The sequence below is a fragment of the Streptomyces sp. NPDC048419 genome (genome assembly GCF_043200415.1).
Lineage (GTDB): Bacteria > Actinomycetota > Actinomycetes > Streptomycetales > Streptomycetaceae > Streptomyces.
Genome location: NZ_JBICXT010000002.1, coordinates 109,986 through 124,264, shown reverse-complemented (window position 1 = coordinate 124,264; position 14,279 = coordinate 109,986). Strand labels below are relative to the sequence as shown.

Annotated in this window: 11 protein-coding genes; 2 read left to right on the top strand and 9 right to left on the bottom strand. The window is 72.7% G+C overall.

Annotation, left to right across the window (positions count from 1 at the left end):
- From ACGFYN_RS04480 to ACGFYN_RS04465, 4 genes are read right to left on the bottom strand one after another with little or no spacing between them, the layout of a single operon-like run.
- On the bottom strand, positions 1–1,944 hold the full coding sequence (locus ACGFYN_RS04480) for an ABC transporter permease (RefSeq protein ID WP_393864254.1): 1,944 nt from the start codon (positions 1,942–1,944) through the stop codon (positions 1–3).
- Entirely contained in the window at positions 1,944–2,987 is a 1,044-nt protein-coding gene (locus tag ACGFYN_RS04475) for a glycine betaine/L-proline ABC transporter ATP-binding protein (protein ID WP_393864253.1), read from the bottom strand. The genes ACGFYN_RS04480 and ACGFYN_RS04475 overlap by 1 nt, the downstream gene beginning before the upstream one ends.
- Entirely contained in the window at positions 2,987–4,516 is a 1,530-nt protein-coding gene (locus ACGFYN_RS04470; protein ID WP_393864252.1) for a GMC family oxidoreductase, read from the bottom strand. Before ACGFYN_RS04470 ends, ACGFYN_RS04475 begins: the two co-directional genes overlap by 1 nt.
- A gap of 52 nt (positions 4,517–4,568) precedes the next feature.
- A complete protein-coding gene (locus ACGFYN_RS04465) occupies positions 4,569–6,098 on the bottom strand; it encodes an aldehyde dehydrogenase family protein (protein ID WP_393864251.1) in 1,530 nt (509 codons plus the stop codon).
- Between the two features lie 212 nt (positions 6,099–6,310).
- Between ACGFYN_RS04465 and ACGFYN_RS04460 the strand changes: the two genes are divergently transcribed.
- Complete coding sequence (locus ACGFYN_RS04460) at positions 6,311–7,222, top strand: GNAT family N-acetyltransferase (RefSeq protein ID WP_393864250.1); 912 nt, start codon at positions 6,311–6,313, stop codon at positions 7,220–7,222.
- On the opposite strand, the gene ACGFYN_RS04455 is transcribed toward ACGFYN_RS04460, so the two are convergent.
- Positions 7,219–8,160 (bottom strand): LysR family transcriptional regulator, encoded by a 942-nt coding sequence (locus ACGFYN_RS04455; protein WP_393864249.1) that lies wholly within the window; start codon positions 8,158–8,160, stop codon positions 7,219–7,221. The two genes, ACGFYN_RS04460 and ACGFYN_RS04455, sit on opposite strands and share 4 nt — an antisense overlap.
- Positions 8,161–8,254: 94 nt before the next feature.
- Between ACGFYN_RS04455 and ACGFYN_RS04450 the strand changes: the two genes are divergently transcribed.
- Complete coding sequence (locus tag ACGFYN_RS04450; protein ID WP_393864248.1) at positions 8,255–9,658, top strand: MFS transporter; 1,404 nt, start codon at positions 8,255–8,257, stop codon at positions 9,656–9,658.
- A 36-nt stretch (positions 9,659–9,694) separates the two neighbouring features.
- Here the strand turns inward: ACGFYN_RS04450 and ACGFYN_RS04445 are convergent, their stop codons facing one another.
- The 4 genes from ACGFYN_RS04445 to ACGFYN_RS04430 all read right to left on the bottom strand — a co-directional run bounded on the left by ACGFYN_RS04445 (position 9,695) and on the right by ACGFYN_RS04430 (position 14,073).
- The gene (locus tag ACGFYN_RS04445; protein WP_393864247.1) at positions 9,695–10,687 is read right to left on the bottom strand and encodes a hypothetical protein; all 993 of its coding nucleotides are present in this window, start codon (positions 10,685–10,687) and stop codon (positions 9,695–9,697) included.
- A gap of 127 nt (positions 10,688–10,814) precedes the next feature.
- Positions 10,815–11,804 (bottom strand): malate dehydrogenase, encoded by a 990-nt coding sequence (locus ACGFYN_RS04440; protein WP_393864246.1) that lies wholly within the window; start codon positions 11,802–11,804, stop codon positions 10,815–10,817.
- A 349-nt stretch (positions 11,805–12,153) separates the two neighbouring features.
- The gene (locus tag ACGFYN_RS04435; protein WP_393864245.1) at positions 12,154–13,383 is read right to left on the bottom strand and encodes a DUF2690 domain-containing protein; all 1,230 of its coding nucleotides are present in this window, start codon (positions 13,381–13,383) and stop codon (positions 12,154–12,156) included.
- A 222-nt stretch (positions 13,384–13,605) separates the two neighbouring features.
- Positions 13,606–14,073, bottom strand: coding sequence for a helix-turn-helix domain-containing protein (locus ACGFYN_RS04430; RefSeq protein WP_393864244.1), 468 nt, complete (start codon positions 14,071–14,073; stop codon positions 13,606–13,608).
- Positions 14,074–14,279: the final 206 nt, after the last annotated feature.

The following is a 14,279-nucleotide window of genomic DNA, read 5'->3' as shown; positions in this document are numbered from 1 at the left end:
TCAGACACCCTCCTTCGTGCGGCGCCGGGTCGGCTGCGTCACCCGGTCCAGCATCAGCCCCAGGCACACGATGGCGGCACCGGCCACCAGACCGGTCGCCAGGTCGCCCTGCGCGAGGCCGAAGACGACGTCGTAGCCGAGGGCGCCTCCGCCGACCAGCCCGCCGATGATGACGACGGCGAGGACCAGGACCACGCCCTGGTTGAGGGCGAGCAGCAATGCGGGCCGGGCGAGCGGGAGTTGGACCTGGCGCAGCTGCTGGGCGCTGCTCGCGCCGAGCGAGCGGGCCGACTCCAGTGCCGCCGGGTCGACCTGGCGCAGGCCCTGCGCGGTGATGCGGACGACGGCGGGCAACGCGTAGACGACCGCCGCGGCGACCGCCGGGGCGCGGCCCACACCGAAGAGCGCCACGACCGGGATCAGGTACACGAACTGCGGCATCGTCTGGAAGACGTCCAGGACCGGGCGCAGCGCCCGTTCGAAGCGGTCGCTGCGGGCCGCCGCGATGCCGATCGCGAAGCCCAGGACGAGCGTGACGGCGACGGCGGCGAGCACCTGGGAGAGCGTGTCGAGCGACGGCTTCCACACACCGAGCACGCCGATCGCGGCCATCGCGAGGACCGCGGTGAGCGCGGTGCGCCAGGTGCCGATCAGCCAGGCGAGCGCGGCCACCAGCAGCAGGACCGACCACCAGGGCAGCCACTGCAGGCCGCTGCGGACAGGGTCGAGCGCCCAGGTGGTGAAGTGGCCCGCCCAGTCCGCGGTGCCGCCCACGACGGGGACGCCCGAGTACAGGTGCGCGGTCATCCAGTCGACGGCGCGGTTGACCGGCTCGGCGAGGTTCACGGTCCAGGCGTCGGGCCAGTCGAGGCGTCCGGCCAGCCGTCCGGCGAGCGCGACGGCGACGGCGGCGACGGCCGCGTAGAGCCATCCGAGCCGGCTTCCGGGCTCCTCGCCGGCGTTCTCGCCCGCCGCGCCGGTGATGCGGTCCAAAACGACGGCCAGCAGCACGATCGGGATGCCGGCCTCGAGGGCGGCGCCCACGTCGACCGAGGCCAGCGCCTGGTAGACGCGGTCTCCGAGGCCGCCGGCGCCGATGACGGAGGCGATGACGGCCATCGACAGCGCCATCATGATCGTCTGGTTCAGGCCCAGCAGGAGTTCCTTGCGGGCCAGCGGAAGACGGGCGGTCAGCAGGCGCTGGGGTGCGGTGGCGCCGAGCGACTCGACCGCCTCCAGCACCTCCTTGTCGGCGCCGCGCAGGCCGAGCGCGGTGAGGCGGGCCATGGGCGGGGCGGCGTAGACGACGGTGGCGAGGACGGCGGCGGGGACGCCGATGCCGAAGACCAGCACCACGGGCAGCAGATACGCGAAGGCCGGGAGCACCTGCATGGTGTCCAGGACGGGGCGCAGCGCCCGGTCGAAGCGGTCGGAGAGGCCGGCGGCGAGGCCGAGCACGAGTCCGACGATCACCGACACGAGCACGGCGACCACCATGAGGGCGAGCGTCTGCATGGTCGGCACCCACATGCCGAGCAGCCCGCAGGCCAGGAACGCGACGGTCGTGCCGAGGGCGAGGCGCACTCCGGCGACGCGCCAGGCGACGAGGGCGCCGATCGCCGTGACACCGGCCCAGCCGGCCCCGAGGAGCAGCAGGTAGACGGCGTGAACGGAGATCACGACCGCGTTGCTGATGTAGCCGAAGAAGTAGAGGAACAGCGGGTGGCTGTCGCGGTTGTCGATGATCCAGTTGCTGGCGTCGGCGAGCGGCTTGGACACGTCGACGGTGAGGGCGTGCGGCCAGCTGCCGCTCGCCCAGCGGGCGTCGGCGAGCGGCACGAGGACCGCCGCGGCGAGCCCGAGCAGCAGCAGCTTGCGCACGGCGTGGTGCCTGAGGACCCCGGGCAGCGCGAGGCGCGGGGCGGATGCGGTGACCGTGGCCATCAGACCGCCTCCTTCTGCGGCTCCGTTCCCGCCACCACCCCGAGGAGGCGCTCGTGGTCGACGACGCCGAGACAGCGGCCGTCCTCCACGACACAGGCGGGCTTGCCGCTGCGGGCGACGACCTTGATGGCGTCGGCGACGACCTCGCCCGGGTCGAGCGCGCCGGGATGCTCCGTCCCGTCGCAGCCGCCGGGCCGCATCGCCGTACGGACCGTCATGACCTGCTCGCGCGCCACGTCACGGACGAACTCGCGGACGTAGTCGTCGGCGGGGTTGCCGACGATCTCCTCCGGGGTGCCGAGCTGCACCACGCGGCCGTCGCGCATCAGGGCGATGCGGTCGCCCAGCTTCAGCGCCTCGGAGAGGTCGTGCGTGATGAAGACCATGGTGCGGCCCTCCTCGCGGTGCAGGCGGATCACCTCCTCCTGCATGTCCCGCCGGATCAGCGGGTCGAGCGCGCTGAACGGCTCGTCGAACAGCAGGACCTCGGGGTCCACCGCGAGCGCCCGGGCCAGGCCCACGCGCTGGCGCTGGCCGCCGGAGAGCTGGGCCGGGCGGCGCTGCTCCATGCCTTCCAGGCCGACCTTGGCGACGACCTCCTGGGCGCGGCTGCGCCGCTCGGCCCGGCTCACGCCCTGGATCTCCAGGCCGTAGGCCACGTTGTCGAGGACCGTGCGGTGCGGCAGCAGGCCGAAGTGCTGGAAGACCATCGCGGCGCGATGGCGGCGCAGTTCGCGCAGCCGGGACCTGTCCATGGCGCGGACGTCCTCGCCGTCGATGGCGATCGAGCCCGCGGTCGGCTCGATGAGCCGGGTCAGACAGCGCACGAGGGTGGACTTGCCCGAGCCGGACAGGCCCATCACCACGAAGACCTCGCCCTTGTGGACGTCGAAGGAGACGTCACGGACGGCGGCCGTGCAGCCGGTGCGGGAACGCAGTTCGGCGGGTTCCAGCGAGGTCAGCTCGGGGTCGCCGGGGACGCGGTCGGCCTTCGGGCCGAACACCTTCCACAGCCCCTCCACGGAGAAAACCGGGGTACTCATCACGCACCACTTCCCATCAGGTCTACGGCCCTCTCCCCGACCATCAGCACTCCGATCATCGGGTTCACGGCGGTCATGGTCGGGAACACGGAGGCGTCGGCGACGCGGATGCCGTCCAGGCCGCGGATCCTCAGCTCCGGGTCGACGACGGCCTGCGGATCGTCCACGGCTCCCATACGGCAGGTGCCCGCGGGGTGGTACACGGTGTGCGCGACCTTGCGGGCGTACTCGCTCAGTTCCTCGTCGCTCGTGAGGTGCGGCCCGGGGGCCACCTCGCGCTTGAGCCAGCCGGCCAGCGGCTCGGTCCTCGCGATCTCGCGGGCGATCTTGATGCCGTCGACGAGGGTGCGGCCGTCGTAGTCGTCCTCGTCGGTAAAGTAGCGGAAGTCGAGGGCGGGCTTGACCGACGGGTCGGCGCTCGTCAGGTAGAGGCGGCCGCGGCTCTTCGGCTTGGGGATGTTGGGGGTCATCGAGACGCCGTGCGGCGGGCGTTCGTAGCCCAGGCGCTCCGGGTTGTCCGTGAAGGGGACCTGGTAGAAGTGGAACATCAGGTCCGGGCCCGCGTGTTCGGGGTCGCGGCGCACGAACAGACCGGCGTCGCTGTCCATCGCGGAGTTCTCCGGGATCGGCCCGTCCGTCTCCCAGACGATCACCGACTCGGGGTGGTCGAGCAGGTTCTCGCCGACGCCCGGCAGGTCGTGCGCGACGGGGATGCCGAGCGCCTGGAGGTCCGCCTTCGGGCCGATGCCCGAGTGCAGCAGCAGCCGGGGGGAGTCGACGGCGCCGGCGCAGAGCAGCACCTCGCTCCGGGCCTTGACGAGGATCTCCTCGCCGTCCTTGGTGCGCACGTGCACGCCCTCGGCGCGGGTGCCGTTCAGCTCGAGCCGGAACGCCCAGGTCTCCAGCAGGATCGTCAGGTTCTCGCGCTCGTCCATCACCGGGTGCAGATACGCCACCGACGCCGACGAGCGCTTGTTGTTCTCGGGGTGGTAGGCGAGGTCGAAGAAGCCGGCGCCGTCGGCGAACGGGGCGCGGTTGAAGCCCTCGATCCGGGGCACCCCCGTCGCATGCCGAGCTGCGTCGACGAAGTCACGGGCGATGGGATTCCGGTCCTTCTCGTCGACCGGGACGATGTTGTTCAGCAGGCGGGCGTAGTACGCCTCCATCGGCACCGCGCCCCAGCCCTTGGCGCCGGCCTCCTCCCACTCGTCCCAGTCGGAGGGCAGCGGCTTGAAGGCGATGAGCGTGTTGTGCGAGGAGCAGCCGCCGAGGACGCGGGCGCGGCTGTGCCGGATGTGGGAGTTGCCGCGCGGCTGCTCGGTGGTGGGGTAGTCGTAGTCCAGCTCGCCGCCGAGCAGGCCCATCCAGCGGCGCAGCGTCAGGACGTCCTCGCGGCCGACGTCGCTGGGGCCGCCCTCGACGACGGCGACGGTGACGTCGGGGTTCTCGGTGAGGCGGGAGGCGATGACGGAGCCCGCCGTGCCGCCGCCGATGACGACGTAGTCGTATATCTGGGTGTTCTCGGGCATGAGGGGTGGTGCTCCAAGGGGTGTGGGGGAGGCTCCGTGGGGCGAGCGCGGCTCAGCCCGCGAACCAGCGCACCGGCTTCGGCGCGAGGTTCTGGTAGACGTGCTTCGTCTCGCGGTACTCGGCGAGACCGGCGGGGCCGAGCTCCCGGCCCGTGCCGCTCTTGCCGAAGCCTCCCCACTCCGCCTGCGGCAGATAGGGGTGGAAGTCGTTGATCCAGACGGTGCCGTGGCGCAGCCGTCCCGCGACGCGGCGGGCCCGGCCGGCGTCCGTGGTCCACACGGCGCCCGCGAGGCCGTACTCGGTGTCGTTGGCGAGGGCGACCGCCTCGTCCTCGGTGCGGAAGGTCTCCACGGTGAGGACGGGCCCGAAGACCTCCTCGCGTACGACGCGCATCTCGCGGTGGCACTGGTCGAGGACCGTGGGCTCGTAGAAGAAGCCGCCGGCGGGCCGCTGCGGCGTGGCCTCGGGCCGCCTGCCGCCGGTGCGCAGCACAGCGCCCTCCTCCAGCGCGGAGGCGACGTACGCCTCGACCTTGGCGCGCTGCTGCTCGGAGACGAGGGGGCCGCACTCGACGCCGTCCTCGCTGCCGCGGCCGAGCCGGATCCGGCCGGCCCGGCGGGCGAGCTCGGCGACGAAGCGCTCGCGCACGGACTCCTCGACGATCAGGCGGGCGCCGGCCGAGCAGACCTGGCCGCTGTGGATGAAGGCGGCGTTCAGGGCCTGGTCGACGGCCGTGTCGAAGTCCTCGTCCGTCGCGCAGGCATCGGCGAAGACGACGTTGGGGTTCTTGCCGCCGAGTTCGAGGGCGACCTTCTTCACCGTGGGGGCCGCGGCCTGGGCGACCTTGGTGCCGCTGACCAGGCCGCCCGTGAAGGAGACCAGGTCGACGTCGGGGTGCTCGGCGAGCCGGGCGCCGACCGAGTGGCCGGGGCCGGTGACGATGCCCGCGACCCCGGCGGGCAGCCCCGCCTCGGAGAGCAGGTCGATCAGGGCGATGGTGGTCAGCGGGGTGATCTCGCTCGGCTTGACCACGAACGTGTTGCCCGCCGCGAGCGCCGGAGCGATCTTCCAGCTGGCCTGCAGCAGCGGGTAGTTCCAGGGCGTGATCAGCGCGCACACGCCGACGGGCTCGTGCACGACGACGCTGTGGATGTCGGGCGAGCCCGCGTCCACGACCCGGCCGGGGGCCTCGCCCGCGACCAGGTCCGCGAAGTAGCGGAAGGCGTCGGCGACACAGTCGATGTCGACCCGGCCCTCCTCGATGGTCTTGCCGGCGTCGCAGCTCTCCAGCCGGCCGAGCCGTTCGCGGTCGCGCACCAGGAGGTCGGCGACGCGGCGCAGCAGGGCGGCGCGCCCGGCGACCGGGGTGCGGGGCCAGTCGCCGTCGTCGAAGGCCCGGCGGGCCGCCGCGACCGCCAGGTCCACGTCCTTCTCGTCACCCTCCGCGACCAGAGCGAAGGGCTGTCCGTCCGCCGGGTCGAGAATCTCGCGCGTGGCGCCGGAGACGGCTTCTCGCCACTCCCCCGCCACGTGGATGGTCGCCTGCGCGTCCAGCCCTTGGGTTTCCGCTCTGTCCGCCATGATCCGTGTTGCCTTCCGTTCCTGTTCCACATCCGTGAGTGACACAGGTGTCACCCACAAGGACCGGGAGCGCCTGCCCCCCGCCCTCGGATACATGCGCGTCCGGGATGCAAAGTGCGCCGTGTCACTGCAAACCGTCCGGTCACCGCAAACCGTCCGGTTGCCGCCGACCCGTGGACGCCCGAGAATTCTTTGACTAAAGTCAAAGAAATATGGAAGCAGTGTCTGCGGAACAGGTGGCGGCCCTCCGCCGGTTCAACCGTTACTTCACGCGCCGCATCGGGGTGCTGGACGACCACTACCTCGGCCAGGACCGCCCGCTCGGCGAGGCGCGGCTGCTGTTCGAGATCGGGGACGGGCTGCCGCTGCGCGAGCTCAGGACCCGGCTCGGCCTGGACGCCGGCTATCTGAGCCGGCTGACCAAGGCGCTTCAGGCGCAGGGCATGGTCCGGGTGAGCGTGCACCCGGAGGACAGCCGGGTGCGGATGATCGAGCTCACCCCGGCCGGGCGTATCGAGGTGAACGAGCAGAACCGCCGGGCCGACGCCCTGGCGGCGGGTCTGCTCGACACCCTCGACGCGGGCCGGCGCGCGCAGCTGATCGAGGCGATGACCACGTCACAGCGCCTGCTGCGGCTGGCCGCCATCACCGTCGAGCTCGTCGACGGCGCCGCCCCGGACGCCCGCGCCTGTCTGGACGCCTACGCAGCCGACATCGGCGCGCGCTTCCCGGAGGGCTTCGACCCGTCCGACCTGGTGTCGCCCGAGGAGGTGTCCGGCGAGGCGGGCGCGTTCTTCGTGGCGTACGAGGAGGAGTGCCCGGTGGGCTGCGGGGCGCTGCGCAGGCTGGAGCCGGGCGTCGGCGAGATCCGGCACGTGTGGGTGCACACCGGCGCCCGGCGCCTGGGCCTGGCCCGCCGCATCCTCACCGCGCTGGAGGGCGCCGCCGCCGAGCGCGGACTCTTCGTCGTACGGCTCGACACGCATCGCGCGCTCACCGAGGCGCAGGCCATGTACCGGGCGTCCGGCTACACCGAGATCCCGGCCTACGTCGACCACGTCTACGCGGACCACTGGTTCGAGAAACGGCTGGACAACGAACCCGCGGCCGGCGAACGACGCTAGGCACCCCCGGACCACGCGGCCAACAACTCCCGCACGGCTCGCCGCAGCCAGGCGTGCGCGGGATCGGCGTCGTGCCGCGGATGCCAGGCCAGTCCGACCTCCAGCGGCGGCAGCCGCAGCGGTATGTCGTAGGCGACCAGGCCCAGCGCGGTCACCAGCGGCAGCGACCAGGAGGTGATCAGCCCGGTCAGATCGGTCTCCCGCAGGACGAACAGGGAGGCCGGGAAGGTGCCCACCGTGCCCACCACCCGGCGCTTCAGGCCGAGTTCGGCGAGCGCGGCGTCGACCGGGCCGTGCAGCCTGCCCCGCCGTGACACGATCAGGTGATCGACCTCCGAGGCGAACCGCGCGGCCGTCAACTCGCCCTCCAGCAACGGGTGCCCGGCCCGTACGGCGCCCAGCATCCGGTCCTCGCGCAGGGTCTCCACATGCACCTCGGGCGCGACGGTGTCGACGACCCCGACCTCCAGGTCGGCGGTGCCCTCGCGCAGGTACGGCTCGTCGGCGTGGCTCTCGGCGAGGAACCGGACCCGGACGCCGGGGGCCTCGGCGGCGGCGCGGGCGAAGAGGGCGGGAGCCAGGGTGGCCGCGACGGCGTCGCTCCCGATGATCGTGAGCGTGCGGCGCACGGTCGCGAGGTCGGCGTCCCGCCCGGGCGCGAACAGCGCCCGGGCCCGCTCCACCACCGCGCTCACCTCGGCCCGCACCACGAGCGCGTGCGGCGTGGGCACCATCTGCCGCCCGGCCCGGACCAGGACGGGATCGCCGAGCGCCTTGCGGATCCGGCCGAGGGTGCGGCTCATCGCGGGCTCGGACAGATGCATCCGGCGCGCTGCGGCGCCCACGCTCTGCTCCTCCAGGAGCACGTCGAGGGCGACGAGCAGATTGAGGTCCACGCCTCCCGGACCAGGAGGGCTCTCGGATTGCGTCACACGCATCGATCCCTTGCAAAGGTTGCACTGGAGTGCAGGGCGGACCCGAGCCTACGGTGACAGGGCATCCCACACCAGCCCGAACTCCCTTGGAGGAGCCGTGCCCTCGCACGCCCTGAAACGGTCCACACTGCTGGCGATGTGCGCCTGCGTCCTGGTCGCCCAGTCCATGGTCGCCGCCATCAACCTCCTGATCCCGCAGCTGAGTTCGTCCTCCCTGCACCCCTCTCACACCGAGGTTCTGTGGACGGTCGACGCCTACGTCATCGTCTTCGCCTCCCTGCTGATCCCGGCCGGCGCCCTCGGCGACCGCTACGGCCGCAAGGGCGCGCTGCTGACCGGTCTCGGTCTGTTCGCGGCGGGCGCCGCCACCAGCGCGCTCGCGCGGGACCCGGCGGCCCTCATCGCCGGCCGGGGCGTCTCCGGCGCGGGCGCCGCGCTGATCACGCCGGCCACCATGTCGATCCTGATGCGCCTGGCCGGTCCCGAGCGCCGGGCCCAGGCCATGGCGTCCTGGACGCTGGCGATGGGCCTGGGCGGGATGTTCGGCAACCTGGGCGGCGGGCTGGTGGGCCAATTCCTCACCTGGCGCGCCCTGTTCGGCGCGATGGTCCCGCTGGCCGCGCTCCTCGCGCTCGCCGTCGCGTTCAGCACACCGCGCACGGAGCGCGTCCCCGGCAACCACCCCGACCCCGTCGGCACCCTCCTGCTCACCGCAGCCCTGGTCGCCGTGCTGTTCGGCATCATCGAGGGACCGGCGTACGGCTGGAGTTCACCGCGCATCGTGGGCGTCTTCGTCGCGGGCGCCCTGCTGACGGCCTCCTTCACCCGCCATGCCCTGCGCTCCCGCACCCCCCTCTTCGACCCGCGCGTCTTCTCCTCCCCCCAACTGCGCGCCGCCTCCCTCGGCATGACCACCGGCTTCTTCGGCCTCTTCGCCCTCTTCTACGTCAACTCGCAGTATCTGCAAGGCGTGAAGGGCTACGGCCCGGCCGTCACCGGCGTCGCGATCGTCCCGCTGATCGTCGGCATGGCGCTGGTGCCGAAGCTGGCGGCGCGCTGGGCCTCGCACCCGCGCCCGGTGATCGGCGCCGGCCTCGCCCTGATCGGCCTGGGCCTGCTCGGCGCGTCCACCGCCGACGCGGGCACGCCCTACCCGGCGTACGCCTGCTGGCTGCTGGTCATCTCGGCCGGCACGGGCCTGTCGATGCCCGCTCTCACCCTCGGCGTCGTCACCGCGCTGCCCGCCGACCGGGCCGGCCTCGGCTCGGGGCTCGGCACCTCGGCCCGCGAGGTGGGCGCGGCCCTCGGCGTCGCCGTCACCGGCACGGTCCTGTCCGCGCACCCCGACCTCTCCCACGGCATGGGCCCGGCCCTGCGCACGGTGGCCCTGCTGGTGCTGGCGGCGACGGCGGTGGTCGTGGCGGGTTACGGCAGCCGCGGCAGGACGCACACGGTCGCGTCGGGCAGGGAGCGAGTGCTGTCCCGTTCGGCCAAGCCGTGATCCCGGCTCCGCCCTGCGCCTACGAGCACCGCACGTCTACGAGCACTGCGCGCCCGTCGGGCAGAAGGAGCGCACCGCCGCCGCGAGCGGCTCCCGCACCTGCTCCGGGTCGAGGTCCGCGGGGCCGCTGGAGCGGATCGCGTACAGCGTGCCGTCGGCGGCCCGGAAGCGGTGGTCGATGACCTGGCGGGCGCCCTTGTCCTTGTCGTCGTAGCGGTAGGTCAGTTCGGCCCAGGTGTCACCGCGGTCGCGGCCCAGGGGCTGGTAGCCGCGCTGCTTGGCGAAGCCGAAGCCGGGGTCGGTCTCGGCCAGCGTCAGGGACTGGTAGGGCGTGTCCTCGGTGACCTCGAAGATCTGCAGCTGGCGGCCGTCGGAGGCGTTGTCGTAGTAGACGACGGGGGCCAGCTTGCCCTGCGTCTGACGGCGGGTCCAGCTTTCGGGGACGTCGACCGAGTAGCCGACGGGGTCCTGTGCGCGGCGGTAGCCGACCGAGGGCGAGGACGACGGCGACACGAGCGTCGAGGCCGACGGGGTGCCGGTGGCGGTCGGGGTGTCCGTCGCCGTCGTGCTCTGCGTCGGCGTGGTGGTGACCGTGACGCTGACGCTCGTCCCGGGACCGGCCCCGTTGCCGGTCGAGTGGTCGCGGGTGAGGTACCAGGCACCCGCTCCGGCGCCCGCGCCGAGGACGGCAACCGCGACGAAGGCGAGCAGCACGTTGCGGGCGCCGCTGCGCGGGGCGGGTGCGACCGCCGGGGTCGGCACGGTCGTCGCGGGCACCGGGCCGGGGCCCGGGACCGGAAGGGGCGGCGGCGGGGGCGGCCAGGCCGACGGCATCGGGCTGCCCGTGTGGGTCTCGGCGGACGCCCACGGCGGCGGTGTCTGCCCGGCCTGCGTCTCGGCCGACGCCCACGGCGGCACGCTACCCGGCTGTCCGGCGGCCCAGGCCGCCTGGCCTCTCTCCTCGCTGGGTTCGCGCTCCGGTCCGGAACCGGAGTGCCGGCCTTCGTCGTAGCCGTCCCATTCGCCCATGACACGCCCCCCGAATCACCCCATTGGGTATCGCTTTCAGACGGTAGCGGTGAAAACGGCCGCGGGCCCCGCTCCGGCGAAATCCGGAACGGGGCCCGTGCAGGCTCGTGACAGAACCGTAAAGGGCTCAGAGGAGGCCGAGCGAGCGGACCGCCTCGCGCTCCTCCTCGAGCTCCTTGACGGAGGCGTCGATGCGGGCGCGGGAGAACTCGTTGATGTCCAGGCCCTGGACGATCTCGTAGCGGCCGTCCTTGACGGTGACCGGGAAGGAGGAGATCAGGCCTTCCGCGACACCGTAGGAGCCGTCCGAGGGGATGCCCATGGAGACCCAGTCGCCCTCCGCGGTGCCGTTGACCCAGGTGTGGACGTGGTCGATGGCGGCGTTGGCGGCGGAGGCCGCGGAGGACGCGCCACGGGCCTCGATGATCGCGGCGCCGCGCTTGGCGACGGTCGGGATGAAGTCCTCGGCCAGCCACTTCTCGTCGTTGACGACCTCGGCGGCGTTCTTGCCGGCGATGGTGGCGTGGAAGATGTCGGGGTACTGCGTGGCGGAGTGGTTGCCCCAGATCGTCAGGCGCTTGATGTCGGCGACCGTGGAGCCCGTCTTCTTCGCGAGCTGGGTCAGCGCGCGGTTGTGGTCGAGGCGGGTCATCGCGGTGAAGCGCTCGGCGGGTACGTCCGGCGCGGCCGCCTGGGCGATCAGGGCGTTGGTGTTGGCCGGGTTGCCGACGACGAGGACCTTGACGTCGTCCGCGGCGTGGTCGTTGATGGCCTTGCCCTGCGGCTTGAAGATGCCGCCGTTGGCCTCCAGCAGGTCACCGCGCTCCATGCCCTTGGTGCGGGGGCGGGCGCCGACGAGGAGACCGACGTTGGTGCCGTCGAAGGCGACGTTCGGGTCGTCGGTGATGTCGATGCCCTGAAGGAGCGGGAACGCGCAGTCGTCGAGCTCCATGGCCGTGCCCTCGGCCGCCTTGAGCGCGGGCGTGATCTCGAGGAGGCGGAGCTTGACCGGCATGTCCGCGCCGAGCAGCTGGCCGGAGGCGATGCGGAAGAGGAGGGCGTAACCGATCTGGCCGGCCGCGCCGGTGACGGTGACGTTCACGGGAGTGCGGGTCATGGCGTTCTCCGTATGACAGCAGGCGGTGGGCGTAGCGTCCTTGCCCCGGGGTGCGGACGGACGTACAGATGATCGATCTCTTGGTATCAAGAGAGATCCAGCGGTCAGGCTATCGCGCATCCGGCATCCCGGATGCGCTGCCCCCTGTGGCCCGGCCCACAGAGCGGGACCGCGAAGAATTCTCAGGTGGCAGGAATATCCAGCCGCATCCGGGGCACGCGAACCGTACCCCCACGGGAGTCCGGCACGGTCGGTGCCCCCAACGGCGGCCGTCGCAGTCTCTCCTCTCCCGGACGGGCGGCCGCCCCCTCTGTCTTTCAGCGTCTTTCAGGCTGTCTTTCGGGCCCCGTTACGGGGTGCACCCCTTCTGCCCCGACGCCAGCGTGGCGCACGCCTTCGCCTCACCCGCGTCCTTCACGGCGACCATCGGCGTGTAGGCGATGGTGTCCCCGGTCGCGGTGATGCTGTCGTTCTCCTTGGCCGAGCCGGCCGTCACCTGCACCGAATCCCCCTGCACGGCCTGGGTGATACGGCCCCACGCGGCGCCGCACGTCTTGCTGTAGCGCACCTCGAGCGTGGTCGCGCCGACCACCGCGGTCTTGGCGGTGGTCACCGCGGCGGTGTCCTTGGTGCAGCCCATGGCCTCGGCGTCCTTGCCGGTGCAGGAGGCGCCCGCGCACTTCACCCCGGGCGGCAGATCGGTCTGCTTACTGGCGGACGCGGACGGCTTGCCGCCGCCCTCGTTCTTCTTGCCCCCGCCGTTGTCGGTGAGGAAGAAGACGGCCGCGATCACGACCAGCACGCCGACGACGCCCGCGAGGAACATCGTCAGCCTGCGCCTGCCCCCTCCGGGGGAGGGGTCGCCGCCGGGTGGCGGGCCCTGCGGCGGCTCGCCGAACGGGCTGGGCGTCCCCGGCGTCCAGGCAGGACCGTCGGCGGAAGGCGTCGGCGCCGTGGGCTCCGGTGTCCGGCCTCCGGCCTGCGACGGGCCCTTGTAACCGGCCAGCCGCCACGAGTTGGTGCCGGACGAGCTCGCCTGCGAGGAGGAGGCCTCCGGGTCGCGGGCGTCGCGCACGTCGGGCGCCGCCGGCTGGGACGGCACCGACGGCTGAGCGGGCAGCGACGGCTGCGAAGGCATCGACGGAGCCACTCCCGCCGGCCCCGCGACCCCCGGCGTCGCCGTCGCGGGACCGGACTTGCGGGCCGACTTGCCGCCCTTCGCGTTGGGCGGCGGCGCACCGAACTCACTGAGCGCGGCGCGCGCCTGGGATATGCGGATGGCCTCCATGGTCATGTCGTGACGCATCTCCGAACGGCTCCAGGCGCGTTCGGCGAGCTCCCACATGGTCGTCAGATGGACCGGATTGGTGCCTGTGACCTCGGCCAGCGCCACGATCGCGCCCTTCGGCGCGAGCAGCCGGCCGTTCAGATAACGCTCCCACGACGTCTTGCTGTAGCCCGTACGGTCGGCCACCGACGCGATGCTCAGGCCGCTGCGGTCCACGAGCCGCCGCAGCTGGCTCGCGAACTCCCTGACCTGCGGATCGAGTTCGTCCGGCAAGGCCCTCCAACGAGGCATTGCTTCCCCCTCTTCCCCCCGGTTCGTGCTTGTCCACCTCGCGAGGCCCCCGTGCGTGGTGCCCGTTCTGGCTACCCACAGGGATGCGCCCGACAAGGATCTCAGTTCCCGGGATGGGGGCGCACGGGAGCGTTCGAGCCGATCGGCATGCACCGTCGCACGCCGGCCCGGCCGTGGTCCAGTGTCCCACCGGCGGCCCCCGTCGACGCCCCGACGACCGGCTCAGCCGAGGGCGACGGCGGCGACCAGCAGGATCAGCAGCATGAGGACGAGGAGCAGCGCGCAGTAGAGCAGCACCAGGCCGCCGGCCCTGCGGCCGCCGTCCTCCTCAGGGGCGTCCCACCAGGGCAGGGTGGGGTCGTCCTCGTACTCGGGGGACTCGGGCGCGCTCTGGTCACCGGCGGGCTTCGCCGGGCGCGGCCAGGCCTGGACGGCCAGTTCCCAGCGCACGACGTAGCGTTCGGCGTCCGCCTCGGCGAGGCCCGCGATCCGGCACAGCGCGGCGACCGCCTGCCGGGGCGGCGGCTGGGTGGCGTTGAGATAGCGGTGCCACGAGGACTTGCTGTACGCGGTGCGGGCGCCGAGCGCGACGAGGCTGAGCCCCGTACGGTCCTTCAGGAGCCGCAGTTGCTCCACGAAGTGCCGCACCTCCGGCGGCAGATCGTCCGGCAGCGGCTGCCAGCCGCCCATCGCCCACCTCCACGGCGTTTCTCGCAATTGCCCGGTCTGAGCAGGTGACGAAGCGGGCCCGCCGATGGTTCCCGCGTTGCGGAACGGTCACCTCCGTGCCACAGCGCTCTGACAGCCGTTGAACAGGCGGTTCTCCGTGCAGGAGGGTGGATCCCGGCGCCGGTCCGTCCTTGCTCGGGGGAGGGGACGGGCCGGTGCCGCCGGGT